At 71.4% G+C, this 24,720-nt stretch carries 23 protein-coding genes and 1 pseudogene; 7 read left to right on the top strand and 17 right to left on the bottom strand.

Annotated elements, in window-relative coordinates; genetic code table 11:
* Positions 1-211: 211 nt before the first annotated feature.
* The 3 genes from ACIBG6_RS01610 to ACIBG6_RS01600 form a co-directional block, all read right to left on the bottom strand.
* A complete protein-coding gene (locus ACIBG6_RS01610) occupies positions 212-3,727 on the bottom strand; it encodes an NB-ARC domain-containing protein (RefSeq protein ID WP_399220456.1) in 3,516 nt (1,171 codons plus the stop codon).
* 54 nt (positions 3,728-3,781) lie between these two features.
* Positions 3,782-3,922 (bottom strand): hypothetical protein, encoded by a 141-nt coding sequence (locus tag ACIBG6_RS01605; RefSeq protein WP_399220455.1) that lies wholly within the window; start codon positions 3,920-3,922, stop codon positions 3,782-3,784.
* 560 nt (positions 3,923-4,482) lie between these two features.
* A complete protein-coding gene (locus tag ACIBG6_RS01600) occupies positions 4,483-4,974 on the bottom strand; it encodes an SRPBCC family protein (RefSeq protein WP_399220454.1) in 492 nt (163 codons plus the stop codon).
* Positions 4,975-5,505: 531 nt separating this feature from the next.
* Here ACIBG6_RS01600 and ACIBG6_RS01595 point away from each other — a divergent pair.
* Together ACIBG6_RS01595 and ACIBG6_RS01590 are read left to right on the top strand one after the other, a co-directional pair.
* Positions 5,506-5,925, top strand: a complete 420-nt coding sequence (locus tag ACIBG6_RS01595) for a hypothetical protein (RefSeq protein ID WP_399220453.1) — start codon at positions 5,506-5,508, stop codon at positions 5,923-5,925.
* Positions 5,926-6,404: 479 nt separating this feature from the next.
* The gene (locus ACIBG6_RS01590; RefSeq protein ID WP_399220452.1) at positions 6,405-6,824 is read left to right on the top strand and encodes an STAS domain-containing protein; all 420 of its coding nucleotides are present in this window, start codon (positions 6,405-6,407) and stop codon (positions 6,822-6,824) included.
* 406 nt (positions 6,825-7,230) lie between these two features.
* Here the strand turns inward: ACIBG6_RS01590 and ACIBG6_RS01585 are convergent, their stop codons facing one another.
* The 5 genes from ACIBG6_RS01585 to ACIBG6_RS01565 all read right to left on the bottom strand — a co-directional run bounded on the left by ACIBG6_RS01585 (position 7,231) and on the right by ACIBG6_RS01565 (position 9,993).
* Positions 7,231-7,800, bottom strand: a complete 570-nt coding sequence (locus tag ACIBG6_RS01585; RefSeq protein WP_399220451.1) for a DUF6434 domain-containing protein — start codon at positions 7,798-7,800, stop codon at positions 7,231-7,233.
* 94 nt (positions 7,801-7,894) lie between these two features.
* Entirely contained in the window at positions 7,895-8,158 is a 264-nt protein-coding gene (locus tag ACIBG6_RS01580) for a hypothetical protein (RefSeq protein ID WP_399220450.1), read from the bottom strand.
* A 30-nt stretch (positions 8,159-8,188) separates the two neighbouring features.
* Positions 8,189-8,704, bottom strand: coding sequence for a hypothetical protein (locus ACIBG6_RS01575; RefSeq protein ID WP_399220449.1), 516 nt, complete (start codon positions 8,702-8,704; stop codon positions 8,189-8,191).
* Positions 8,705-8,927: 223 nt separating this feature from the next.
* On the bottom strand, positions 8,928-9,293 hold the full coding sequence (locus tag ACIBG6_RS01570) for a hypothetical protein (RefSeq protein WP_399220448.1): 366 nt from the start codon (positions 9,291-9,293) through the stop codon (positions 8,928-8,930).
* A 10-nt stretch (positions 9,294-9,303) separates the two neighbouring features.
* A complete protein-coding gene (locus ACIBG6_RS01565; protein ID WP_399220447.1) occupies positions 9,304-9,993 on the bottom strand; it encodes a hypothetical protein in 690 nt (229 codons plus the stop codon).
* Positions 9,994-10,087: 94 nt separating this feature from the next.
* Between ACIBG6_RS01565 and ACIBG6_RS01560 the strand changes: the two genes are divergently transcribed.
* Positions 10,088-11,089: a MerR family transcriptional regulator gene (locus ACIBG6_RS01560; RefSeq protein ID WP_399220446.1), complete on the top strand. Its 1,002-nt coding sequence runs from the start codon at positions 10,088-10,090 to the stop codon at positions 11,087-11,089.
* A gap of 21 nt (positions 11,090-11,110) precedes the next feature.
* On the opposite strand, the gene ACIBG6_RS01555 is transcribed toward ACIBG6_RS01560, so the two are convergent.
* Genes ACIBG6_RS01555 through ACIBG6_RS01530 form a run of 6 tightly spaced genes read right to left on the bottom strand, consistent with a single transcriptional unit; the run spans position 11,111 to position 16,331 of the window.
* Positions 11,111-11,767 (bottom strand): alpha/beta hydrolase, encoded by a 657-nt coding sequence (locus tag ACIBG6_RS01555; protein ID WP_399220445.1) that lies wholly within the window; start codon positions 11,765-11,767, stop codon positions 11,111-11,113.
* Complete coding sequence (locus ACIBG6_RS01550; protein WP_399220444.1) at positions 11,764-12,576, bottom strand: DUF1295 domain-containing protein; 813 nt, start codon at positions 12,574-12,576, stop codon at positions 11,764-11,766. The genes ACIBG6_RS01555 and ACIBG6_RS01550 overlap by 4 nt, the downstream gene beginning before the upstream one ends.
* Entirely contained in the window at positions 12,573-13,880 is a 1,308-nt protein-coding gene (locus ACIBG6_RS01545; protein ID WP_399220443.1) for a class I SAM-dependent methyltransferase, read from the bottom strand. The genes ACIBG6_RS01550 and ACIBG6_RS01545 overlap by 4 nt, the downstream gene beginning before the upstream one ends.
* Positions 13,877-14,614 (bottom strand): DUF1365 domain-containing protein, encoded by a 738-nt coding sequence (locus tag ACIBG6_RS01540; protein ID WP_399220442.1) that lies wholly within the window; start codon positions 14,612-14,614, stop codon positions 13,877-13,879. The genes ACIBG6_RS01545 and ACIBG6_RS01540 overlap by 4 nt, the downstream gene beginning before the upstream one ends.
* Before the next feature lie 53 nt (positions 14,615-14,667).
* On the bottom strand, positions 14,668-15,924 hold the full coding sequence (locus ACIBG6_RS01535; protein WP_399220441.1) for an NAD(P)/FAD-dependent oxidoreductase: 1,257 nt from the start codon (positions 15,922-15,924) through the stop codon (positions 14,668-14,670).
* Positions 15,921-16,331 (bottom strand): RNA polymerase sigma factor, encoded by a 411-nt coding sequence (locus ACIBG6_RS01530; protein ID WP_399220440.1) that lies wholly within the window; start codon positions 16,329-16,331, stop codon positions 15,921-15,923. The genes ACIBG6_RS01535 and ACIBG6_RS01530 overlap by 4 nt, the downstream gene beginning before the upstream one ends.
* Positions 16,332-16,741: 410 nt before the next feature.
* Here ACIBG6_RS01530 and ACIBG6_RS01525 point away from each other — a divergent pair.
* Positions 16,742-17,179: pseudogene (locus ACIBG6_RS01525) on the top strand (IS701 family transposase); the annotation flags it as partial.
* A 271-nt stretch (positions 17,180-17,450) separates the two neighbouring features.
* On the opposite strand, the gene ACIBG6_RS01520 reads toward ACIBG6_RS01525, so the two are convergent.
* Together ACIBG6_RS01520 and ACIBG6_RS01515 are read right to left on the bottom strand one after the other, a co-directional pair.
* Entirely contained in the window at positions 17,451-18,638 is a 1,188-nt protein-coding gene (locus tag ACIBG6_RS01520) for a serine hydrolase domain-containing protein (RefSeq protein ID WP_399220439.1), read from the bottom strand.
* 114 nt (positions 18,639-18,752) lie between these two features.
* A complete protein-coding gene (locus ACIBG6_RS01515; protein ID WP_329624896.1) occupies positions 18,753-19,379 on the bottom strand; it encodes a TetR/AcrR family transcriptional regulator in 627 nt (208 codons plus the stop codon).
* 113 nt (positions 19,380-19,492) lie between these two features.
* Here ACIBG6_RS01515 and ACIBG6_RS01510 point away from each other — a divergent pair, with 113 nt between their 5' ends.
* The 3 genes from ACIBG6_RS01510 to ACIBG6_RS01500 all read left to right on the top strand — a co-directional run bounded on the left by ACIBG6_RS01510 (position 19,493) and on the right by ACIBG6_RS01500 (position 23,671).
* Complete coding sequence (locus ACIBG6_RS01510; protein WP_399220438.1) at positions 19,493-21,049, top strand: long-chain fatty acid--CoA ligase; 1,557 nt, start codon at positions 19,493-19,495, stop codon at positions 21,047-21,049.
* A 12-nt stretch (positions 21,050-21,061) separates the two neighbouring features.
* Complete coding sequence (locus ACIBG6_RS01505; RefSeq protein WP_399220437.1) at positions 21,062-22,231, top strand: acyl-CoA dehydrogenase family protein; 1,170 nt, start codon at positions 21,062-21,064, stop codon at positions 22,229-22,231.
* 126 nt (positions 22,232-22,357) lie between these two features.
* Positions 22,358-23,671 carry an MFS transporter gene (locus ACIBG6_RS01500; protein WP_399220435.1) on the top strand — a complete coding sequence of 438 codons (1,314 nt, stop codon included), beginning with the start codon at positions 22,358-22,360 and terminating at the stop codon, positions 23,669-23,671.
* A 253-nt stretch (positions 23,672-23,924) separates the two neighbouring features.
* Here ACIBG6_RS01500 and ACIBG6_RS01495 read toward each other — a convergent pair whose 3' ends face one another.
* Positions 23,925-24,632 (bottom strand): pyridoxamine 5'-phosphate oxidase family protein, encoded by a 708-nt coding sequence (locus ACIBG6_RS01495; protein WP_399221154.1) that lies wholly within the window; start codon positions 24,630-24,632, stop codon positions 23,925-23,927.
* Between the last annotated feature and the right edge of the window lie 88 nt (positions 24,633-24,720).

The raw sequence follows: 24,720 nt of genomic DNA, 5'->3' as shown, positions 1-24,720 counted from the left end.
CACGGCTGCCGGCGGTGGGCGGGCCCACGCGGTTCAGCACTCGGTGGCGGTCGCGTCGTAGCCGGCAGTGGAAGTGGGGGTCGAGGTGGCGGTGTCGTGGTCGGTGCCGGGGGTGTCCTTGGGTTCCGTGATGCCTTCCATGCGCCGACGGTATCGGGCAGGACGGACACGTGGGGTGAGGACGCGGCTCGGCGCCCCTGGGGGTGCCGCCTCAGGGCCGGAACTCGTGGGAGTGCAGGCCGCGTTCGCCGACGGCGACGAGCCCGCGGCCGTCGGGCAGCCAGGCGCAGGAAAGCAGCGGTGTCTCGGCGCGGACGCCGGCGACGGTCCGGCCGGTGGCGGCGTCCCAGACGCGGAGCAGGGAGCCGGCGGTGGCGATCCACTTGCCGTCGCGGGAGACGGCGAGGCCGTTGACGGGGCCGTCGGGGTCGGCGACGGTCGTCAGGAGAACGCCGGTGAGCGGGTCCCACTGGCTCACGTCTCCGCTCAGGGACGTGGTGAGGAGGCGGCTGCCATCGGGTGTGACGGCGAGCCCGGTGAGTTTCTCGCCGCGGTGGATCTGGACCTGGCGGCCAGCGACGGCGCGGCCCCCCGCGAGGCGGACCACCTGCACCAGGGACTCGGCACCGGTCCGGCCGGACCGCGGCCGGTGGCGCAGCACGGCCAGCCAGGTCCCGTCAGGCGCGACGGCGACGGTGTGCGCCCGGCCGTCCGCACCCCACGGACCCGGCACCGTGTCGGTCCGGACCTCCCGGAGACGGTTCCACAGTTGGAGCGCTCCTGCGGAGTCCGCGACGGCGAGCCACCTGCCGTCGGGGGCGACGGCGAGGGCCTGCGCGGTGGTGGAGGGGCCCAGCTGGAGGACGGCGGGGTCCACGGTCACCGACTGGTCCGTGGTCTTGATCTCGACACCGTGCAGGTGGCCCGCCGCGTACCAGCTGCCGTGCGGCGCGAAGGCGACCGGCCCTCGGTACTCCCCGTGACGTGACGACAGGGGGCTGCTCCAGCTGTCACCGTACGAGTCGCAGAGCCGGGTGCTGCCGTCGCGATGGGCGACGGCCAGCCACTCGGCGTTGCCGACGACGGTGACCGTCCGCATTCCCTCGCCGTCGCCGGAGCGGATCCGCTCCGGCCCCCGGCTGTCCCAGACCCGTACCGTTCCGTCCTCTCCGGTGCTGATCACCCGGCCGCCGTCCGGTGTGACCGCGACGGCGTGGACCGGGCCGGTATGGGCGGTGTAGCGGGCGCGGCACTCCCGTGTCCGCCGGTCCCAGACCGCGACGGTGCCGTCCTCGCCGCTGCTGGCCAGCCACGTGCCGTCCGGCGAGACCGCCACCGCGGTGGCGGGGCCTCTGTGCGCGGAGATCTGCGACGCGTGGTGGGGCGGCGTCTCGTCCCAGATCTGCAGCACGCCGTTCGCCTCGGCGGAGACGATCCAGCTGCCGTCCCGCGCGATGGCGATGGCGTTCACCGGAGCCCCGGCGGTGGGACCGCGGTCCTGCACCTGGGCGAGGTCCGAGGACATCAGCCGGACTCGTCGGCGGCCGCCGACGGCCAGCCACACACCGTTGGCGGAGAACGCCACGCAGGTGTGCTCGTCACCCTGCTGGACGTTCTGCGCGAGGTGGTTCCCGCTCCAAGCCCATATCTCCAGAGTGCCGTCCGTGGCGACGGTCGCGATCCGGCTCCCGGAGGCCGCCAGGGCCCGCACCGACGCCCCGCGGCCCCCGACCGGCCCGACGGTTCGCGTCGGCGGGGTGGCCCGGTCGGAGGTCCAGGTGTGGAAGTTACGGCCCGGCCCGCCCGTCACCAGCTCGGTGCCGTACGGGGCGACCGTGAGGACCCTGAAGCGTCCGGGGCCCCGGACGTCCACGGTGAACTCGCCGCCGCTCTCCGGGTCGAGCCCTCGGGCCATCCCGTCGGCTCCGACGGTGATGAGCGACGTGCCGTCGGACCGGACCCCGACGGACCACACGGGTCCGGTATGGCCGAGGAAGGTGCGGAGAAGCGCCGGCTCGGGCAGGTCGGGCGGGGTACTGCGGTTGCGCAGCAGCGGCCGGGCCGCGATCTCGGAGGCGGCCTGCCGGCCTGCGATCCGGTCGCGCCACAGCGGCAGCGACTCCAGGCGGCTGTGCAGGACGTTCGTCAGGAGCTCGGGCGGGTCGGTCGGGGTGAGGAGGTGGGCGGCTCGGGTGAGGTCGTCGGCCAGCCGGGCCGCGTGCCGTGTGGGGACGTCGAACAGGTCGGCCCAGGCCGCCATGGGGCCGCGTTGGTGAAGTCGGGTCTCGATCCAGCGCAGGTCGCTCGCGACGCGCTCCGCGTCATCCGTCCGCCCCGCGGCGAGCAGGTGCTCGATCGCGTGGTCGAGGACGTATCCCTCGGACGACTCCCAAGGACGGGGACCGAAGGCGTCGGCGAGCATGCCGTGCAGCGCGGTCGCGGCCGGTTCGCCCAACTCCTTGTGCAGATAGTCGCGGAGCACGTCGTGGATCGCGACGCGGCCGCCGTGGTCAGGGGTGAGCGAAACCAGGGAGAGCCGGTCGAACGCGGCGCAGAGCGTACGGCTTTCGTCCTCCGTCAGACCGTCCGTCGCCGTCCACAGGCGGGCGATCAGCGGGACGGGGATCGACTCGTCCTCCGCGAAGACGGACAGCTCCGCGAGGCGCCGGTCACTACCGGGCGGCAGCAGGGTCCGGGCAGCCTCCACCGTGGCCCGGACGGCCTGGGCGCGGCGGGCCGGATCGTCCAGGTCGAGCGTGACCGGGTCCGAGTCGACCACGGCGGGACCGTGCGCGACGAGCCCTCGCAGGGTCTGCGCCGCAGCGTGCTCCGGATCGGTGCCGGTGGCGACGCGGCGGCTGATCAGCCGATTGGTGAGGCGCAGGAGCAGGGCCCAGCGTCCGGTCGCCTCCAGGAGGTCGCGGACGAGGGGTTCGGGGAGAGCGGGCAGGTCCCAGGTGAGGACCGCGCGGGCCTGGGCGGGGGACATCTGGTCGACGCGGACGCGTTCGGTGCCGCGCGGCAGGGCGCCGGGGACACGGGTGGTGACGAGGCGGACGCAGCGGGCGCCGCCGCGCAGGAAGGGGTCGAGTTGTTCGGCGTCCCAGACGTCGTCGAGGAGGAGCAGGGTGCGGGGGCGGCGGTCGAGGAGCCGGCCGAGGTGGTCGCCCGCCAGGCCCGGGTCGTCGAAGGCCGTCGTGTCGCCGGTGACGAAGCGGGTGGCCTCGGCCACCTTGGCGGCGATCGCCGCCCGGCTGCGGACGTCACGGCCGATCGTGACGACGTAGATCCGGCCGCGGAAGTGCCGCCGTACGCGCGGACTCGCGGCCACCGCCCGGGCGAGGACCGTCTTGCCGAAGCCGCCGGCGCCTTCGAGGGCGGTCGTGATGGCGACGGTACGACTGCCGCGCCGGGTACGGCACACCGCCTTGACGGTGCGGGCCCGTTCGGTGCGGTCGATCACCCAGTCCGGAACGGTCTGCGCGGACGGGGTGGGCGGATCGCCGGCGACCGCGGCGGGCCGCTCCTGCCGCCAGGCCAGGACGACGGCCACGAGGATCCCGGCGACGGCGAGTCCGGCGACCCACCACCACGGCTGCTGCCGGATGCGGTCGAGCGCGCCGGGCCAACGGTCCTCGGACGTGGCGGCGTTGGCCGCGAGCGAGGCCAGTACGGCCACGGCCGCCGCGATTCCGGCGAGCGACGCGCCCTTGACGGCACCGCGCACGTGCCACCTCCCTGTCCTGACTGCCCTGACGATAGCCAGGGGGCGGGGCGGGCGTCAGCCGGTGGCGGCAAGTACCGGCCGGGACGCCCGTGCCAGTGCCTGGTCGTAGCGGCGCAGGATCAGCCGGGCGAGGGCCGGGTGGGGGCCGAGGGGGGCGAGCCAGGGGGCGGCGGCGTGGCCGGCGAAGAAGATCACCAACAGCGTCGCTTCTGTGGTTCGGCCACGCGGAGTGAGGGGGGAAGGTAGCGGGTGGACCAATCCCGGTGGCGAGAATGAACGGCGGTCAGTCTCCCGCCTCTGCTGCCAACCGCTTGCTGAGGAACTGCTTCGCTCCCTCAACCACTTCCCTGTTGAGTTCCTCGAAAGGGACTCCCCAGCTCCCCTCCCAGCCGTCCGGGTTGTGCGCGCAGCGGACAAGGGGTTCCAGCTCTTCGGGGTAGCCGAGGTCATAGGCGGTGTCTGCCCAAATGAGGTGGTGCCGGCGACGGGATCCAGGGATCCGTCGGCTATCTGACCGGCGATCCAGTAGGCCATCGCCCACTTCGCGGCCCGAGGGTCAGCGGGCGGGTGGAAGAGCAGTCCCAACTCCTCCAGCACTTGAACGCGTCCAGCTTCAACACCCACCAGCTCTGGTACTGACGTACCCTCCCCGCGCCGGCGCCGGCCGGTCTCGGAGGACGGCGCCTCCGGGTCATCTACGAAAGAAGGGAAGATCAACACGTCACGCCGTCAGACGCCTGACCAGGTGCGGCAGATCAGTCCTTCGCCTCGCGGACGTCCTTTCCCTGCTCGGCGAACGCCTTGAAGTCCTGCATGTGCTGTTGCGACTGCTTACGGAAGGCGCCGGGCATCAGAAGTCCCACCAGCTTCATGAGAAAGCCGCTGAACCGGTATTCGTTCTCGCTCTCCCAGAGCGTCCTTCCCGGGCCGGCTTCGGTCAGCCGGTCGCGCACTGCGCTCCACATGCCCTCGCCGACGATCTCGCGGTCGAAGTGAACGACGCTCGTTTTCGGGATCTCGCGCAGGTCTGCCGGTTCCCGGCGTGTGATGGTCTCGGTGCACTCGATCTTCCGCTGGCCCATCTGCATCACGATCCGCGACTTGGTACCGAGCTGCCCGTGCTCCCCACTCAGCGGCTCGTGCAGCACCAGGCCCCGCAGCCAATTCGGCAGGTGCGCCGGGTCGGCGAGCAGCTGGACCACCTTCTCCCGTGGCAGGGCGATCTCGATGGAGACGGTGTATTTCATGGTGCGCATCATTCCCTTTGGGACACCGTGCTTTTGTACTGCTCGTCGTACTCCTCGGCTGAGGGCACTGCATTCTGTGTCCTGAAAGTAAAGGGTAGCGAGGTACGGGGCGAGTATCTTCAGCGACTCTGCCTGTCGGGCACCCTGTTCGCCAAGCAGCCGCGCCCGCTCCCGTGCGCGGAACCACTCCCCATGACCGGCCCGGAACTCCACCTGCTCGGCATGGCCGAGTTCGAGAAGTCGAGAAGCCAGATGCGGCGGAATGCGCCGAACTCCGTCCGAGCCCGATAGTCGATGGCAACGAGCTCAAGGCTCGATGGCACAGGACAGTCACCACAACGGCCGAACATCACGGCCCCACCTGCCGGCGCCGACGGTGCGGGACTGTCCCGTCTCAGTGGAGTTTGACGATTCTCACCAAGGCTTGAGCGGTCGACCTTGATCGGGCACGGGCGTCGAGCGGTTGGTCCTGTCAGTGGTGGCGGTTAGCCTGCGGCGCAGCCGAGGGTCGGCGACCAGGGAGGTTCTGCAGTGGGTGGCAACGAGTGGACGGCGACTGGGCCGTACCAGGAGGATCTGGCGGCGGCGTTCCGGCAGGCTCAGAACCAGGAGTTGGCGAAGGATGATCACGGCTTTCCGGGGCGGGACATCGTCGAGCTGTGGGAGGACGAGGGGTGGCGGGAGTACATCCTGACCGGAGGTACCTGCACGGTGCTCGACTTCTACGCGCTGATCGACGCCGATGCAGGTGACGAGTTCGCGATGATGCGCCCCTTGACCGAGGACGAGATCCGCAGCTGGGCTCCCGACGGCCGACCCACGTACGACCAATGGGACGCCGAGATACGTCGACTGCTCGACCCGATCGGCCGTGGATACGGCCGGTGCACAGTGTTGTACCGGGATGGCAAACCAGCCGAGATCGCCTACTGGGGCTGTACCGCGGACTAGAGTCCAGCGCCAGTCGAACTCCGGTGAGACGCGTCAAACTCCACTGAGACAGGCCCAGGACATCTCGCTGTCCTTGGCCGGTGAAGCAAGGCCGCGCATGAAGCGGGACGGTCTCACAGCGGACAAGGGCATACAGCAAGCGCAACACCGTTGAACGGGCGATCAACTGTCTGAAGCAGTCCCGGGTGGTGGCCACTCGCTACGGCAAACGTGGCTACGTCTTCCTCGGCACCGCGACAGCGGCAGCCCTGGCCGTGATCGGCCGGACAAGTCCTCGTCGCGACAGCCCGGTATCCGCCGGCGACGGGCCCGGTCATCGCAGCCGTCGTGGCCACCCGGGCCCTGGCCGAGATCTTCGGCGTGGTCGTCCACGTCCGGGTGAAGTCTTTCCCTCCAACCGGGGATAGGCGCTGATCACATGGGGTGAATGGGTCGCGTGGCTCGTTTCCCGAGCCCGGGCGGGAGGCGTTGATGGGGATGTGAGTACCTCAAGCACCGCCCCGATACTGACCGCTCCTCCCGCCGCCACTGCCCCTTCGGCCGTGCACGACTCGGGCGCGGACACCGCGCCCTGCGCCATAGTCATCGCATCCTGCACCAGCCTCGGCACCACCCTGGTCATCCACCTCACCGGAGAGATCGACCACTACAGCGCAACCCCGCTGCGGGCACTGCTGGCCTCCGCGGCCGACGACGGCTACACCGGCCTCGTACTGGACACAGCCAGGGTCACCTTCTGCGACTCCGGCTTCCTCGCCGTCCTCGACCAGTGGCACCGTCGAGGACGCCGACTCAAGCTCGCGAACCGCTCCCGGGCCGTTCGGCACCTTCTGAACGCCACCCCCACGGTGCAGCAGACGGCCCAGGCCGGCTCAATGACGGCAGCGGCCACGTCATGACCTTCATACTCCTGACCTGCGTGCCCATGCTCTCGGCGGTCCTCCTGCTCCAGTGGGAACCCCGCGAACCCCGCCGCTGCCACGCAGCCCCACATGCCCGGGCCGCACCCCGCAGAACGCTCATCCACTGCCACCTGGCGCTTCCTCTCCCGGTATAGACCAGGAGAGGATGGTGGGGCCAGCAGCTGGACGCAGGCCCCACCGCTAGAGCAACCCTCGTCCCAACGCTCTTTGGTGCCGAAACACACGCAGGAACCCAGATGGCCGGCCGCGCTTGCAGGCCGGTCCGGGGCTTGGGCTACCGAGCTTGGTGGTCCCAGCGTCTGACGAGGACAGACGTGACCGGCGCTCGCGGACGCGGGTGCGGTCGTCGAGGTCGACGCCGCGCCCGTGCCGTCTGCGCCGGTCACCTCGCGGCTGGGCTACGAGGTCGGTCGCGGTGAGCCCGCCAAGCGGCGAGCGCTTCGGTACGGCTGCCGGCTGGATGCTCGGCATGCCAGTCACGCAGGAAGCGGTTGAGCTCGAACTGCGCGCCGATCTCCTGAAGCTGGGCAGCGGTCTGGCGCGTGGCGTGCCAGTGGGTGATGGCGTCGGCCAGGGTGCGCCCTGCGCCTTCGGCAACGAACGCTCGCATGTACGCGTCGAAGTGGAAGCTCGGGCCGATCTCCCGGCGGAAGTACTCGCGCAGCACCTGACTGCACCGCTGGCCTTCGGGAATCACGGTGGAGCCGTTCACCGGCGCGGCGAGCTGGTGGCCGGCGCTGCGCGTCCGGGACGGCGCGGCCGGCAGGGCGATGCCGTCCAATGCGGCCCGCAGTCGCGCCGTCAGCGCCGCCTTCCCACCGCCTCGCGGCACCCCAAGTTCCCGGGCTAGCACGGTCAGTTCGGCCAGCGTCCAGTACCAGCGGGCCAACTCGTCCCCACGCAACGCCGCACTCAGCTCCGGTCGCGTCAGGGCGTCCGCGTTCGAACTCATGTCCCCATAATAGAAGAGCCGGCACCCCCAGCGTTCGACGAGACGAACCGGCGGCCAACCGCGACGGCGGGGCCCGCCCCACTCCCCCGGCCGGCTACTTGACCGGCTTCCACGTTCCGCAGTTCTCCGATGTGAACTGCCCGTCGGACGGCGCGATCGTCACCGTGATCTTCCGCGCCGACGTCGCGAACCGGTTGTCGATGATCTCGCCGTCCTCACGAGTCCGCTCCCAGTAGCACTGCGACATCGAGCCCTCGACCCGATACGTACCCGGCGCGATCTTCCCGATATCCCCCGCCGGCTTCGCCACCACCGCGTACGTGCCGTCGTTGTATTTACCCGACGCCGCTGCCTTCACGTCGTCCGCGACAATGCAACGCGGGGAGCCTCACCGCCATGCCGGCTTCCAAGGCCCGACACGACGGAGCCTGACCGTACGGTCGCGGTCGTCGACCTGGGCGTCGTCACCGAAGCCGAGGCCCTCACCCAGCTGACGGCCGCCTACCGGCAGATGAACCGGACCGAGCGGCGCCGCGTCGCCCGCCGCGCGAACCCGGCGACCCGCGCGGCCCTCGCCACGGTCGAGCGCACTATGGCCCTGGAGCACTCCCCGGGGTCTATGGCGGCGATCCTCACCGACGGCCGCGAGACGCAGGCCCCGCACCTCGCCCTGATCGACGCCCTGTTCAAGCGGATCGTGCGCGGCGAACGCATCGAGGCCCTCATCACGATGCCCCGCGGCACGGCGCGATCGGGCGGCACCGACCGGCCGGCCGAAGGGGTCGTCCTGGTCGTCGCAGATCGCGGGCAGGTCACGCTTGATCCAGTCGGGCCTCGCCGCCGGGCGTACGACCGACGTCCACCTGTACGTCGTCGCCGACCGCTCCGGCCGCACGGGCGTCAACCGGGAGACACGAGGTCTGCCGCCTCGCTCTCGAGGTCGCCGCGGATGCGATCGTCTGTGCTCCGTCAGGGCGCCGTAGAGCGGCGCGCGGTGCTCGGGGTACCGCTTCCGTCGGAGACCACCCGACGAATCGACCCCGAGCACACGAGGGGCCCGCACGCATCGGTGCGGGCCTGGATTCGTTCCGGGACGGCCTCACCTTGCCGGCCGAGACGGCAGGGCGTCAGTCCGTGTCGATAACGCGCAGCCAGACTTTCGCCGCCTTGGTGCCTGGAATGGACCAGTCGAAGTTCTCGCGGACACCGGAGCCGCACGCTTCCACCATGTCGATCCATCCGGGACCGCCGTCGGATGTAGCGGTGACGGTCGCGCATCGACCGTCCGCGGCCGTGTCCTGGACCCAGCCGTAGACCTTCACCCCCGTACGGGTGCAGGCGATCTTCCAGTGGGCTTCGCCGCCGCGGGCAGTGGGGGATGCCTCTGAGGGGCACGTGGCGGCGCTGGCCGGGCCGGCTGTACCGAGCGCCAGTCCCGATGCGAGGACGGCGGCCGACAGCGCGGAGGCAAAGGACATCTTGAGCGTGGGCAACAGCGCTTACCTATCTCTTCGTCGGGTCCAACGAGGGAAGATATGCGGCCGGTTCTGGCAGGTGAAACGCCGCCTCCCCCCAGCCACGAAGTTCACCGGAACCGGGCACCGTGCCCGTCAGCCGGACCTGGCCGCCCGCGTTCGTACGGACGGCCGGGACCGGTCCGCGTACGGTGGCCGAGACGGGTCCCCGGGCGGTGACAGCGGTCAGTGCGCGGCTGCCCGCGGCGAGGAAGTAGCGCGCCCCGGAGGGCGCCGTCCAGTACGTCTCCGCCAGCAGGTGCTGGCCGAAGCGACTGCACGTCGCCGTGTCCACGGGCGCCCTGCCCGGCACCCGTACCTGCGTCGGCCCGGTGCTCCTACCCGGCCCTTCCCGAGCCACCGCCACGCGGGCGCGCCCGTCCCAGCCTTCCGCGCGGGTGCCCGTCCAGGTGGCGCGTCCGGCCCGCTCCGGCAGGGACTGCTGGGCGAACTCCCACCGGTTCACGGCCCGTACGCCGGTTCCCCGCAGGCCCGGCAGCGTCGCGCAGGCCGAACGGGCCCAGGCAGCGAGCCCCGCGGCCGACGTCGCCTCGCGATGCTGGCGCGCGGGGGCTCCCGTCCCCGGCGCCGGGGTCCACGTCAGGTGCGCCGGGCCGAGCTCGCCGAGGTCCACCAGCAGGAAGGAGTGGTCCTCGACGATCCGGGTGGACGACCGCACGTGCAGCGCGGGAACGCTGCGGACGGGCGCTCTGAGGGGTCCTCCGGTTAGGTGACCCCGCACTCGCGTCGTTTGTGCGTCGTACCATGGATGCATGACCGACCGACCGACACACGGGGTCACGACGGGGGCCGTGGCCCGACGTCTGGGGGTCTCCCCCACCACGCTGCGATCGTGGGATCAGCGATACGGGATCGGCCCGGCGGTGCGTGAGGACGGTCGGCATCGACGCTGGTCGCCGACGGACATCGCTCTCCTTGAGGCGATGTGCCGGCTCACCACCTCGGGCGTGCCACCGGCCGAGGCGGCCCGGGTGGCCAGGGCCCGAGCCGGACGCCGGCCACTCCCGTTCGAGCTGCCCGGCGTCTCCGTGCCGGCACGGGCCCCAGGGTCCGGCAACGGGCTGCCGCTCGGCGAGGTCCACCGGGAGTTCCGGGGACTGGCCAGGGCAGCGGTTCGCCTCGACAGCCCCACCATGGACACGCTGCTGCGCGAGCTGGTCACGGCACACGGGCTCGTCACCTCGTGGGAAGAGGTGCTTGTGCCCACCTTGCACGCCGTCGGACGCAAGTGGGAGTCCTCGGGCGACCGGTACGTCGAGGTCGAACACCTCCTGTCCTGGCATATCTCCACTACTCTGCGGCAGTTGGCGGGCTCCGCCCGGCCACATCCGGACTACACGACACCGTTGCTGCTCGCCTGCGTGCCGGGCGAGCAGCACACCCTCTCCCTGGAAGCCCTGGCCGCCGGTCTCGCCGAACAAGGCCTACCGGCCCGCATGTTCGGTGCGGCGGTACCGGCCGAGGCTCTCGACGCGGCGGTACGACGGCTGGGGCCGACGGCCGTGGTGCTCTGGTCGCAGGCCCGCTCCACCGCCAGCCACGCCCTGGCCCGGCACGTGGCCGACACCTCGTTCGGCGTCAGGGGCGCCCGGATCCACCCCCTGGTGCTGCTCGCCGGCCCCGGCTGGGCCGGCCGGCCGGTCGCACCGAGCATGCTGAGGCCCGCCGGGCTGCGCGACGCGCTCGACATCCTCACCCGCCGCTGCATCGCTGCCCGCGACCCCCTCGCCGCCGACCGGAAACCCGTCGGCTGAGGCGTGGGGAGCCCGTCGGGCTCAGTCGCGGGGAAGAAGCGCGGCGGCAGTGAGTTCGGCGGTGCGGCGGTGCCAGTGGGCGGCGCCGCGGAGCATCGCGTGACCCCCGGTGGGCATCGGGATCGCGACCGCCTCGGCGCCGGCCGTCCGGGCCCGGCGCACGAGCGCCCAGGACTCCCGGGCGGAGGTGATCCGGTCGGCCTCGTCGTGCAGCACGTACACCGCCCGCCCCGCGAGGTGGTCGACGGGCTCCCCCGGCGGGCACCAAGGCGCCAGGGCCACCACACCGCGGACCATCGGGTCGCGGGCGGCGCTCAGCGCGGCGCGGCCGCCCATCGAGTGACCGACCAGAACGACGGGGATCTGCCCGGCCTCCTCCCGGAGCCGCACGAGCGCCGTCTCCACGTCCCGGGCGGGGTCACGGCGTCCGCCGTTCCAGCCCCGGTGCCGGTAGCGGACCTCCGCGACGAACACGTCCCGGCCGAGAGCGCGGGTGACGGCGGCCGCGAACGGCCGCATCCGCAGAGCGGGCAGGTTGACCACGGGCGGCGGGCCGAGGCCCTCGGAGCGCCCGCCGTGCAGCACGAGCACGGCGGCGACGGGAACGGGCGGCGCGCTCCGCACGACGAGAGAGCCCGCCGCGCCGCGGCGGACCGTGAGGGCGGCTGCGGCCTTCATCGGGCTTCGGTCCCCGCGTCCCGGCGGGGCGGCCGGGGCAGGAAGCCGCTGGTGCGGGCGACGTAGGCGGCGTAACCGGGTCGGTGCGCCATGTGGTTCTCCAGCAGCCGCTTGCCGCTCCCCCAGATGAGCAGTGCGCTCATCACCAGGGGCGACACGAGGCTGAGGACGGCAGTCTGCCACGTCGCGCAGGCGGTCAGGTAGAGCCCCCACCAGACCAGGAAGTCGCCGAAGTAGTTGGGGTGCCGGGTCCAGCTCCACAGTCCCCGGTCCATGATCCGCCCCTGATGCGCGGGGTCGGCCTTGAAGCGGGCGAGTTGACGGTCCCCCACCGCTTCGAAGGCGAGGCCCGCCGCCCAGAGGACGAGTCCGAGGACGAGCAGGGGGTCCACGCCCTCAGGGAGGTACGCCGCCGCCTGGACGGGCAGGGAGACCAGCCAGACCAGCGCGCCCTGGAGCAGGTAGACCTTGCGCAGCGCGTAGAACGCGGGGTTGCCGGGTGCCCGGGCCAGCATTTTCGCGTAGCGGGGATCCTCGCCGTGGCCGCGGCCCCTCCGGGCGATGTGGAACGCGAGTCGCAGCCCCCACAGGCAGGTGGCCAGGGTGACGGCGAGCCGCCTGCCGTCGTCCCCGTACCCGGCGGACAGCACCCAGGTGACGACGGCGACCGCGGCGAAGGCGAGACCCCAGGCGACATCGACGATCCGGTGGACGCCCTTCACCGAGGCGATCACGAAGGCCACCAGCATCACCGCGAGGGCCGCTCCGGCCGACGCGGCCAGATTGGCCACCAGTGCGGACGCGGTCATCGGGACGTCCCCGGGCAATCCGTGGCGACGAGCCGGAGCTGGCGGACGTCGAGGTAGTGCGCACGGAAACCCGCCTCGGAGTAGGCCAGGTACAGCTCCCACATGCGGTGGAAGACCCGGTCGAAGCCGAGTGCCCCGACCGCCGCCGACTCCTGGACGAACGCCTCCCGCCAGAGCCGGAGCGTCTCGGCGTAGTGCGCGCCGAAGCCGGTGTCGTGGGTGATGCCCAGGCCGGCGGCCGCGCTCTCGTGGGCGAGGGCGTCCCGTGACGGGATGAGGCCGCCGGGGAAGACGTACTTGCTGATCCAGGTGTGCGTCCGGGCGGTGTGCAGCATCCGTTCGTGCGGCATGGTGATGGCCTGGAGGGCGACGGCCCCGCCGGGCGCGAGGAGGCGGCGCAGGGCGGCGAAGTACGTGGGCCAGTACTCGGCGCCGACCGCCTCGATCATCTCGACGCTGACCACGGCGTCGTAACGGCCCTGGACCTGCCGGTAGTCGCGGAGTTCGACGCTCACCCGGTGCGACACACCGGCCTCGGCGATCCGGCACAGGGCGAACGCGCGCTGCTCCTCGGAGAGCGTGACGGTCAGGACGTCGGCGCCTCGCGAGGCGGCGCGTACGGCGAGTTCGCCCCAGCCGGTGCCGATCTCCAGGAGTCGGGTCCCCGGGCCGACCCCGGCCAGGTCCAGCAGGCGGTCGATCTTGCGGTGCTGGGCCGCGGTGAACTCCCCCGGCGTGGCGGGGAGGGTGTCGAACACGGCCGAGGAGTAGGTCATGCTCGGGTCGAGGAAGCGGGCGAACAGGTCGTTCGAAAGGTCGTAGTGACGCTGGATGTTGTCCCGCGCGCCGGCGAGGGTGTTGCGGTCGCGGTCCGGGCGGCGGCGCACCCAGGCGCCCCGGAGCCGGCGCAGCGGAGCGGGCACGAGGTCGTCCACGTGGGCGGCGAGCACCGTGAGGAGGCCCACGAGGTCGTCGCTGTCCCACTCTCCGGCCATGTACGACTCGCCGAAGCCGATCAACCCGTCGGCGCCGACCCGCCGGTGGAAGGCGGCCGGGTCGTGGAGGGTCAGCGTGGGGGCGCCGGCCTCGCCGGTACGGGGGCGGGGAACGGCGCCGGGCGGGCCGCCGGGGCCTGTCCGCAGCGGCAGCCGGGCGAAGGCACGGGCGAGGACGCGCCGTGCGACGGCCGTGCGCAGGCCCGAGGCGCGCGGGAGGCGGGCGACGTCGGGCCAGCGTTCCGGATCGACGGGCGTACGGTCGGAAGCCGCGACGAGGGGGACGGCCGACGGGACGGAGACGGTCACAGCATGCCTTCTCGGGTGGACGGGACGGGACGGGGACGGACGGGAAGGCCCTTGAGGTACAGGCGGATCCCGTGCCACCAGATGCCGGCGCTGACGGCGGCGGTGGACCACGGGTGGCGCAGCACCGTGGTGAGCAGGCCGCGTGTGTCGGCCGGGCGGCGGCGGCCACGGACAGTGGCGGTCAGCGGCCGGCTCCCGTCGCCGTGCCGCAGTTGGACGGTGAGATCGAGGCGCTCGCCGGGGAGGGGCAGCCTCATCCGGTAGGAGCCTTCGACGTCGAGGAACGGGGAGACGTGGAAGTCCTTGGCGACGTCGGCGAGTCCGGCTGTGTCGGGCCGCAGGAGGTAGCAGTGCCGCCCGCCGTAGGTGTTGTGGACTTCGGCGACGACGCAGACGGGGCTGCCGGTCCGGTCGTGGCACCAGTACAGGGTGAGCGGGTTGAAGACGTGGCCGAGGACACGCGCGTGGGCGAGCATCAGCACCCGCCCGTCCGCGTTCCGTACGCCCTGGGAGGTGAGGTAGGCGTCGAGGCCGGCGCGGAGGGTGGGTGCCCGGCCGCCGAAGTGGTCGCGGGCGTCGAAGCGGGCCAGTGGGCGCAGGAGGCGGGGCAGCCGGGGCAGGTCGTCGAGGTCGACGAGCCACAGGTACGTGCGCTGCCGCAGGCTGTGACGCACAGGCCCGACGCGGGTGTGGGCGACCTCGCAGGGGTAGAGCGCCGGCACCCTGGATGCCACGGGTGAGACGGGTGAGACGGGTGCGGCCGGTATGGCGTGTGTGCCGTGGTCGGTCACCAGGTCACCCCCAGAGCCCGGGCCGCTTCGACTCCGGAGCGACACCCGTCCTCGTGGAATCCCCAGCCGTGGTAGGCGCCGGCGAAGGCGGTCACGGACGTGGCGAGGCCCGGCAGTTCACGCTGGGCGGCGACGGAACGGGGCGTGTAGACGGGGTGCTCGTACACGATGCGGGCAAGCACCGTGCGTTCGTCGACGAGTCCGTCCGCGTTGAGGGTCACGATGTGCGGCTCGTCCACGGCGAGGCGCTGGAGCCGGTTCATGTCATAGCTCACCTTGACGGCCCCGGGGCGCGCGTCGCAGGTGGGGAGCCAGTAGTTCCATGAGGCACGGGCGTGCGTCGGGGCCGGGAGGAGGGTGGTGTCCCGGTGCAGCACGGTGGGGTTGCGCGAATAGGTGAACGCGCCGAGGACCCGGCGCTCGTCGGGGCTGGCGTCGGCGAGCATCCGCAGCGCCTGGTCGGGGTGGACGGCGACGACGACGGCCGCGTGGACCTCGGACTCCCCGTCGGCGGTGGTCACGCGCACTTGCTCCGTGCCGCGTTCGATCGCGCGGACCGGAGTGGCGGTACGGACGGCCGCGAGCCCCTTGGCCACCTTGTCCACATAGGCGGCGGAGCCTCCCGTGACCGTCCGCCACCTGGGCGAACCGGTGGTGGACAGCAGCCCGTGGTGGTCGAGGAACCGGAAGAGGTAGCCCGCCGGGTACAGGAGGGCGGTGTCCGGCGCGCAGGACCAGACGGCGGACACGAGTGGGATGGCGAAGTGACCGACGAAGTACGGCGAGAACCCGCCGCGCTCCAGGAACGAGCCGAGGGTCTGGCTGTCGTCCCCGGACGCGAGCAGGCGCCGGGCGGACCGGTGGAAGCGCGGTACGTCGGCGAGCATCCGCAGGTGGCGGCCGCGACGCAGGTTGCCTCCGCCGAGGAGACCGCGGGGGCCTCGGGCGCCCGCGTACGCGAGGCCGCAGCCGTCGCACCGGACGGACATGCTCATCTCGGCGTCCTGGGTGGCGACGCCGAGTTCGCGGAACAGCCGCAGCAGATGCGGGTAGGTGCGCTCGTTGTGGACGATGAAGCCGGTGTCCACGCGCACGGTGCCGCCTTCCCGGGTCGGCAGCTCGTGGGTGTGGGCGTGCCCGCCGAGCCGGCCGTCCGCCTCGTAGAGCACCACGTCGTGGATCCGCGACAGCACGTGAGCGGCGGTCAGGCCGGCCACTCCCGCCCCGACGACCGCCACGGTTCGCCGGTTCATGCGTCCTCCCTCACGTCTTGGGGGGTCCGCGCACCTGACGCGCGGAGCGTCCCCGTGGGTGGTTCGGCACCGTGCGCCCGCCGGATGGGTGCGGGTTCCCCGGGCACGGTCGTGGCGCCCGCGACGAGGCGGCAGCGGAGCCGCTGCAGGCCTCTCCGGGTGTGGCTCTTGACCGTGCCGAGGGGCATGCCCGTGCGCCGCGCGATCTGCGCCTGGGTCAGGTCTCCGGAGCAGGCGAGGGCCAGGACATCGCGCCGGACGCTTGGGAGGCGGGCGAGTTCGCCGGTGATCACGAGGCGGTCGAGCAGTCGGCCGGGGGCGTCGGCGGCTACGGAGGGGCTCACAGGTCCGGATTCCTCCTCGGACGCCAGGGCGGCGGGACGGCTCACCGTGGGCACTGCGATCATGACGAATCCTCTCCTGCCCGGTGTACGGGCGGGTGCTTCCCTTCCCTCAGGGTCCGGCGAGCGGATGCCTGTCTCAAGACGCAGCGTTTGCGCATCGATTTAGGCGGGCGGCGAGAAGCCCGAGGGCACACAGGAGAAGGGGAACGACCGCATGGGCCACAGCACCCCGAGGCTGCCGCCGCGCCGCGTGGTTCCACCATCGGACCGCATCTCTCGTCTGAGGCGCAGCACGGGAAATGGCGTGCTGATCGCGGGTACGAAGGCGAGCTGGTCGGCGCCGCCGGAGGCCAACTATTGCCCGCAACAGGCGGAACGCATGGAGCCGCGAGCCAGCCACCACGCACTCGCGATGTCAGGTGGAGTCGAGCACCGAGTCGAACTCCAACGGCAGGTGCAACTCGGTCTCCATGGTGCTGATCCGCCGCAACCGCACCACCGGCGAACTCGCCTACTGCCGCGGCTTCTCACTCCGGCCGGTGCCGCTGACCGAACTGGTGCGGGTCACCGGATCCAGAGGCCGGTGGAAGGGACCTTCCAGGCCGAGAAGGGGCTGGCCGGACTCGACGAGCACCAGGTCCGCCGTTGCCCCCTGGATCCGCTGGGTCACCCTCGCCATGCTCGCCCACGCCTTCCTCGCCGTTGTCCGCGCCGACGAACACACCCGCCGACCCGGGCCAGCCGACCTGGTCCCACTGTCCTGCAACGAGATCCAGCGCCTGTTCATCACGCTCGTGGCACAGCCGATCCACGACGCAGCCCACCGGATCGGCTGGTCCGACCGGCGACGCCGCCACCAAGCCCGATGCCGCACCAGCCACTACCGGCGACGAGCCGCGTCCCAGATATGAAAATCACGATCTACAGCTGGAGTACTAGCCAGGCTGAGCCTCATGCCAGGCGTCCTACCAGTGGTGCGTAGGACACCATGTCTTCGACGAACTCGACCCGCCACTGCGTACGGCCTGTCGAGTGCCAACCCCCCATGTTGTGCTGCTTCGCAAGGAAGCCCTGCCCCGCCATGGTGGCGACGGCGTCCTCCCGACTCATTCCGAAGTCCAGTGGTCCAATGGTCTGGAGTGGACTCAGCGCAATCCGACCAGAAGATCCGAAGAAGACGCCCTAGCCGCGGAGGTGCGTGCCGATCTTCAAGAACGCCTGGATGAGGGGGACCTGGGGGACGGACGGGGAGATGATCTGGGACGCGTAGTGGACGATCACCAGGTCGAGGGCGGGGGAGATGAAGAGGCGCTGGCCGTGGATGCCGCTCGCCATGAAGGATCCGTACGGGTCGTTCGGGATCCACCAGAGGTCGTGGTAGGAGAGGGTGGCGGGCGCCTCGGGAGGTGCGGCGGGGAAGCGGACGCGGTGGTGGTAGCCGTCCGGAACGCCGGAGACGATGGTGGAGGCGACGGCTTCCGGGACGATCTGGCGGTCACCGATCGCGCCGCCGCAGCGGATCATCTCACCGAGCCGGGCCAGGTCGCGGGCGGTGGCGCTGAAGCCGCCGCAGGCGGCCTCGGAGCCCTCTGAGTCGAGGAGGTAGTACGCGTCCTCCTCCGCGCCGATCCGGGACCAGATCATCTCGGACAGCAGAGCCGAGGTGGTGGTGCCGGTGACGCGGCGCAGGACCTCGGCGAGGGCCTCGACGTTGCCGTTCTCGTAGCGGAAGTCGATGCCCGGCTCGCCGGTCGCCCGCGCGGTGGAGAGGTGTTCGCGGATCGTGGCCGGCCCTGTGTAGCCGTAGGGGCGCAGTTGGGGGGCGAGGACGGCGAAGTAGCGCTGCGCTTCGAGTGCCTTGTCGTACGGGCGGCCCGCGTAGCTCATCCGCGTGCCCATGTGGAGGAGGTGGTCGACCTGGGCGTCTCCGAAGGCGCTGCCGGCGAGCTCGGGAACGTACTTCGCGACTTGGGCGCCGCGGTCGAGCTTCCCTTCCCGGGCCAGGACCGCGGCGACGAGTCCGAGGTAGGACTTGGCGGCCGAGGCGTTGAAGTGCGGGACATGGGGCTCGTACCCGTGGAGGTACTCCTCGTGCACGAGCAGGCCGCGGTGCAGGACCAGCAGGGCGTCGGTCTCGGCCCGGGTGAGCAGCTCCGTGAGGGTGAGGGACTGGCCGTGTGGTCCTGTGAACGTGAGGTCGTCGAGGGCACCGGCCGGCGAGGTCGGTAGCGCGGACGCGCCGTCGGAGCCGCGCCAGACACTGCGGCTCGGAACGAGTTCCCGCCCTGAGGTCGTGTGGCGTCGGGCCCAGGCCGGATCGGTGTATCCCCGGGCCCATACGAGGTCGGCCAGCGACGGTATGCCTGTCATGCGTCCGCTCCGCTCTTCGGTCATGCGCCTTCCGGTCGCGTTACCGTACATCTTGTTCGGTAACGCGACCACATCTGTCAGGCGGCAGGCGGGAGGCCGGGGTGCGGGCGGGGTTCAGGGGGTGAGGTCGAGAGCTCCCGGGGCGTCGGACGGGGCGAGTCCGGTGGCCCAGACGCGGCCGTAGACCGACAGGTCGCGCAGATGCGCGGTGATCTCGGCGGCGCTGTAGCCGGTGTCGTTCTCGACCCACCAGGTGAGCAGGCCGACGAGTTCGCCGGTCCATGCCCGGGCGACGACGTCGAGGGGGATCCGCGGTGTCACCGCGAGCTGCTCGGTCCGGGTGCGGAAGGCGGCCTCGGCGTGGGCGCAGATGAGGTCCGTGAATTCTCGTAGGGCCCGTCCGTCGCCCTCGCCCCGCAGGACGACTCGGTAGACGGGCTTCTCCTGCTCGGCATGTTCGAAGATGTACTTCACCGGCAGTCCGGTGAACCCCTCCGCGTGCGCCTGCCGGACCGCCGGCAGGAGGCGGTCCCGGTCCTCGGCGAGGTCGCGGACGATGCCGACCAGGAGGTCCTCCTTGTCGCGGTAGTGGGCGTAGAAGGTGGCCCGGCCGACGTCGGCGCGTTCGGTGATCTCCTCGACCGTGATCGCGTGGAACCCCTTCTCCAGGACCAGTTCGACCAGGGCCTGGCGCAGTGCGGCCCGCGTCCTGCGGACGCGGCGGTCTCCCGCGGGCTTCATGTCCACTTCGTTTCCTTCTCGTCCGAACCGTTGACCTGACCCTAACGCTGCCTTTACGTTGCCGCACATCAAGCTTGCTACTGGACACAGTGTTCGGAAACTCTGGAGATGCGATGAACTTCGGGCGGTACGTACGCCGGACTGCCGGCCACCAACCCGATGCCGAGGCGGTGGTCTGCGGACCCGGCCGGCTGACGTACGCGGAACTCGACGACCACAGCGACCGGCTCGCGACGGCCCTGCGTGCACTCGGCCTGAGCCGGGGCGACCGCGTGGCGACTCTCGCCGCTAACCGTGCCGAGCTGGTCGTCACGGAAGTCGCCCTCTACAAGGCCGGCCTGGCCCGCGCGCCGATCAACGCCAGGCTCGGCACCGCTGAAGTGGCCCACCTGCTCGCGGAGTCGGACGCACGGGTGCTGTTGACGGACGCGGCCCATCTGGATATCGCCCGCGCCGCGGTGCCCGGTACGGGCGTGAAGGGCGTCCTTGGCTACGACGGCCCGAGCGATCTCGGGCCGGGCTACGCCGAGACCCTCGCGGGCACCGAGCCGGAACCCGTCGAGGCGGAGTGCGACAAGGACGACATCGCCGTGCTGCACTTCACCTCGGGTTCCACCGGCAAGCTCAAGGCGGCGGTCCAGACCTACGGCAACCGGCTCGCCCTGATGCGCAAGTCGGTGATGAGCGCCGACACCCGGGTGGGCCCCGGTGACCGGCAGATCCTGGCCGGGCCGGTCACCCACGCCTCGGGCATGCCGCTGATGGGCATCTTCTTCGCCGGCGGCTGTGCGGTCGTACTGCCGCGCTGGGACGCCGAGGAGTTCCTCGCCACCGTCCAGCGCGAGCGCGCCACCCACGCCTTCGTCGTGCCGACGATGGTCAACACCGTGCTCGCGCTGCCGAACGCCCGCGACTACGACCTCTCCAGCCTGCGTCAGCTGATCTACGGCGCCGCGCCGATGTCACCGGCCCGGATCAGGGCCGCCTGGGACCTCTTCGGCCCTGTCCTCTCCCAGGGATACGGGTGTGGCGAGACCACCTCCGGCGTGCTCTTCCTCTCCACCGAGGACCACCGGCGCGCGATCGAGGGCGAGGACGAGGAACTGCTGCTGTCCTGCGGCCGTCCGCTCGCCGAGGCCGAGGTCGCCATCGTCGACGACAGCGGAAAGCCCGTCGCCGACGGAGAGATCGGAGAGATCGCCGTCCGAGGCCCCGATGTCGTCCCCGGCTACCACAACGAGCCGAACCTCACGGCGGAGACCTTCCGGGACGGCTGGTTCCTCACCGGCGACCTCGCCCGCCGCCGTTCCGACGGCTACGTCTTCATCGTCGACCGCAAGAAGGACATGATCGTCTCCGGCGGGTTCAACATCTACGCCGTCGAGGTCGAGTCCGTCCTGCACCAGCATCCCGACGTCTACGAGGCCGCCGTCGTCGGCGTCCCGGACGAGCAGTGGGGCGAGGCCGTCAAGGCGGTCGTCGTGACGCGCGACGGCGCCACCCTCACGGAAGCCGACCTCACCGACTTCTGCGCCGAGCACCTGGCCCGCATGAAGAAGCCCCGCTCGGTCGACTTCGTCGCGGCCCTGCCCCACAACCCCAACGGCAAGATCGACCGCCGCGCCATCCGCGACCGCTACTGGGCGGGCGCCGAGCGCCGCGTCAACTGAACAGGACCTGGCATGCCCTTCACCCTCGAACCCTCCTACGACGACAATCCGCGCCTCCAGGACCTCGTCGTCCGTCTGCGCACCTACCTGGCCGACGAGCTCATCCCGTACGAGCGCGAGCACGGCATCACCGCGGAGACCAAGCTCGACCGCACCTCCCTCGAACCCGTCTGGAAGCGCAGCGCGGAACTCGGCTTCTACGGCATCAGCCTGCCGCCCGAGCTGGGTGGCCAAGGCCTGAGCTTCTACGAACTGTGCGCCCTCAAAGAGGAGCTGACCGCCTCCGGCGCCGCTCTCTCCCACTCGGTGCTCGGCGACATGGGCGGCCCGCTGCGCGTCGGCGCGATCGTGAAGTACGCCACCGAGGAGCAGCGGGAGCGCTATCTGATGCCCGTCGTCCGGGGTGAGCGGGCGTGCTGCTTCTCCATCACGGAGGAGGACGCGGGCTCCGACGTGCGCCGGATGACGACGACCGCCACCCCGGACGGGGACACCTACGTCCTCACCGGCAAGAAGGTGTTCAGCTCCGCGGCTCCCTTCGCGGACTTCGCGATCGTCGTGGCCCGCATGGCCGGCACCGAGGAGGCGTACAGCGCGTTCCTCGTCGACCTGGACACCCCCGGCTGCACGGTTCTCGATGGCGACGTCCCCATGTCCGGGCAGCAGATGGAGGGCGACCTCGTCTTCGAGGACTGCCGGATCCCCGCCGCGAACCTCCTCGGCGAGGTCGGTCAGGGCCTGCGCATCGGCATCGGCCGCATCACCCTCAACCGCCTGCTGCATTGCCCGTCCCTCATCGGCGCCGCCCGCCGCGCCTGGGACCTGTCAGTGGAGTACGCCATGAACCGCGTCGTCTTCGGCCAGCCGCTCCTCGCCCATCAGGCGATCCACCACAAGATCGCCGAGATGGCCACCGAGATCTACGCCGCCCGCGCGATGGTGATGGCCACCGCCGCGAAGGCCGACCGGGGAGACAACGTCTCCGTCGAGGCCAACATGTGCAAGCTGTTCACCTCCGAGGCGTCCTTCCGCGTCGCCGACCAGGCCGTCCAGATCCACGGCAAGGCCGGGCTGACCCGCGGCCACGAGGTCGAGCAGATCTTCCGCAGCCTGCGGATGTTCCGGATCGTCACCGGAACCACCGAGATCCACAAGAACGCCATCGCCAAGGGCCTGATCTGACCGACCCCTTGGCGCCCCGGGCGGTGCCGCGGGCCCCCGCCTCGGCGAGCGGGCCCCGCGGCCTCGGGGGACGACCGCCCACCTGTACGACACCCCTGCTCCACCCGCATCCGCAGGAGTCGCCCCATGGCACCCCGTACCGCCGCCGCGCCGCCCCGGCACTTCGCCGCCCCGGCACCCGACCCCCGCAGAGCCTGGCTGATCATGGCGATGATCGTGGCCTTCATGGTCATCAACTTCGCCGACAAGTCGGTCCTCGGCCTCGCCGCCGTTCCGATCATGGAGGAACTCGACCTCAGCAACAGCACCTACGGCCTGATCTCCAGCTCCTTCTACTTCCTCTTCAGCGTCTCCGGACTCCTCGTCGGATTTCTCTCCACCCGCATCTCCAGCCGGGTCCTGCTCTTCGTCATGACCGTGGTGTGGGCCGTGGCCCAGCTCCCGGTCCTGGTGGTGGCAACGGTCCCGACCCTGATGGCCGGCCGCATCCTGCTCGGCGCTGCCGAGGGACCGGCGGCCTCGATGTCCATGCACGCCCTGTACAAGTGGTTCCCGCCGGAGCGCCGCGCCCTGCCCTCGGCCCTCCAGATCGGCGGCGCGGCCCTGGGCACGCTCATCGCGGCACCCGTGGTCACCTGGCTGATCGACGGCTTCGGCTGGCGCTCGGCCTACGCCGTCCTCGCCGCCGTCAGCGCGGCCTGGGCGTTGGTGTGGTGGCGCGTGGGCCACGACGGCCCGTACGACAACAAGCACACGGCCACCGGATCCAGCGGGCCGAGGCTCCCGTACCGCAGGATCCTGCTGACCGGCACCGTACTGGGCGGCATCGCCAGTGCCTTCGGAGCGGCGTGGGCACTGTCCCTCAGCCACGCCTGGCTGCCCGCCTACTTCAGGACGCAGATGGACATGTCGGCGACGGCTTCCGCGACCGCCATCAGTGTCATGTCCGGCTTCGGCCTGGTACTGCTGCTGGCGGTCTCCCCGTTCGTGGACGCGCTGAAATCCCGTGGCGTGAGCAGCCGTTGGTCCAGCGGAGCCGCGCAGAGCATCGCCGTGTGCGTGGCGGGGTGCGCGATGGCGGCGTTCCCGTTCGTCGACGCGTCCGGTCCGCGGCTCGTGCTGATCGCGCTGGCCTTCGGCGGCATCGCGATCGCCATTCCCCTCCACTACATGACGACAGCTGAGGTCGTCCCTCCTGCCCAGCGCGGCGCCGTCTTCGGCATCGTCGCGGGTATCGGCACCCTGCCCGGCCTCGTGGCACCGTTCCTGACCGGCCACCTCATCGACGCGGCCGACACCCCGGCCGCCGGCTACACCACCGCCTTCCTCGTCGCCGGCGCCGTGATGCTCACTGCCGGCGCCTTCGCCCTCACGGCCATCCGCCCGGAGCGGGACGCACGACGCCTGGGGCTCGGCACCGGGCCCGGCCCGTTGGGGTAGGCGCCCGACCGGCCTCCGACGCGAAGGTCCCGACCCCGATTCCGGGTCTGCCGGAATCGGGGTCTTGGTGTGCGGCACGGCGACGCCCAGGCAATTCCTCGTGCTCCTCCGCGATCAGCAGCTCGACCGGCGACGTGCGGCGGGCGGTGGGCGACGTGGCGGACGCAACGGCTGGTCGCCAGGCTTCGAGCCGTTCAACTTGTGCGGCGTGCCATCGACGAGTACGCGCGACGGAGGATCGGCAGGGGCCCGGTCAGACGGAGACGCTTCTGCTGAACCAGCCACTGAACGTCTGTTCCTTCGCCTCGGCCGCACACCGCTCGGCCCGTTCCAGCACCCTTTCGGCCTCCGCTCGCCAGCTGGCCGCGTCCGCGCGGGGCGGGGGCAGGAAGGGGCCACGCTCGGCCGCTTCGGCGGCGGCTCCGAAGAAGTCGCCACCCTTGCGCTTGAAGTCGTCCGTCCCCCACGCGCGGCCGGCGTCGCGTGGGGGCACCTTCCGCAGGTGGGGAATGTGCTTGGCGCAGTGGATGTACGCCTCCTCGACGGCGACCTCCACCCAGACCTGGGCACGGCGGCCCGGTACGGGGTCGTACGCGAGACCGAAGTGCGTACGGCGCATCTCGTCGTCGGCGACGATCCGCGCCGTGCCGTTGACGTGGAGTCCGATGCGGTCCTGGAGGAAGTCCATCATCAGGATGCCGACGTGGGGGTTCTCCTCGATGTTGCCGAGGCTGGCCTGAACGCCGTTGCCCCGGTACTCGGGGTAGGCGAGGGTCCGGTCGTCCAGGACGTGGAGAAATCCGGGCGGCCCGGCCCGGAAGGTGTTGTCGCATTCGCCGTGCCGGTCGGCGGTCGCCAGGAAGAACATCTCCTGCCGTGCCGCGAACTCCCGCATCCGGGTGTTGAGACGGTCGAGGACCTGGTCGGCGTAGAACCTGTCGGCGCGTTCGGTGGTGCCCATGCGCTGCTGGACCCGATGTTCGCCGTCGCTCCCCGGGCGAGTGGTGCGTACCGGCGGCGCCTGCCGGAGCACGGCCTGTTCGCGTTCG

The sequence above is a fragment of the Streptomyces sp. NPDC050842 genome (genome assembly GCF_044456565.1).
Taxonomy (GTDB): domain Bacteria; phylum Actinomycetota; class Actinomycetes; order Streptomycetales; family Streptomycetaceae; genus Streptomyces.
This window is presented reverse-complemented; position numbering and strand designations above follow the sequence as displayed.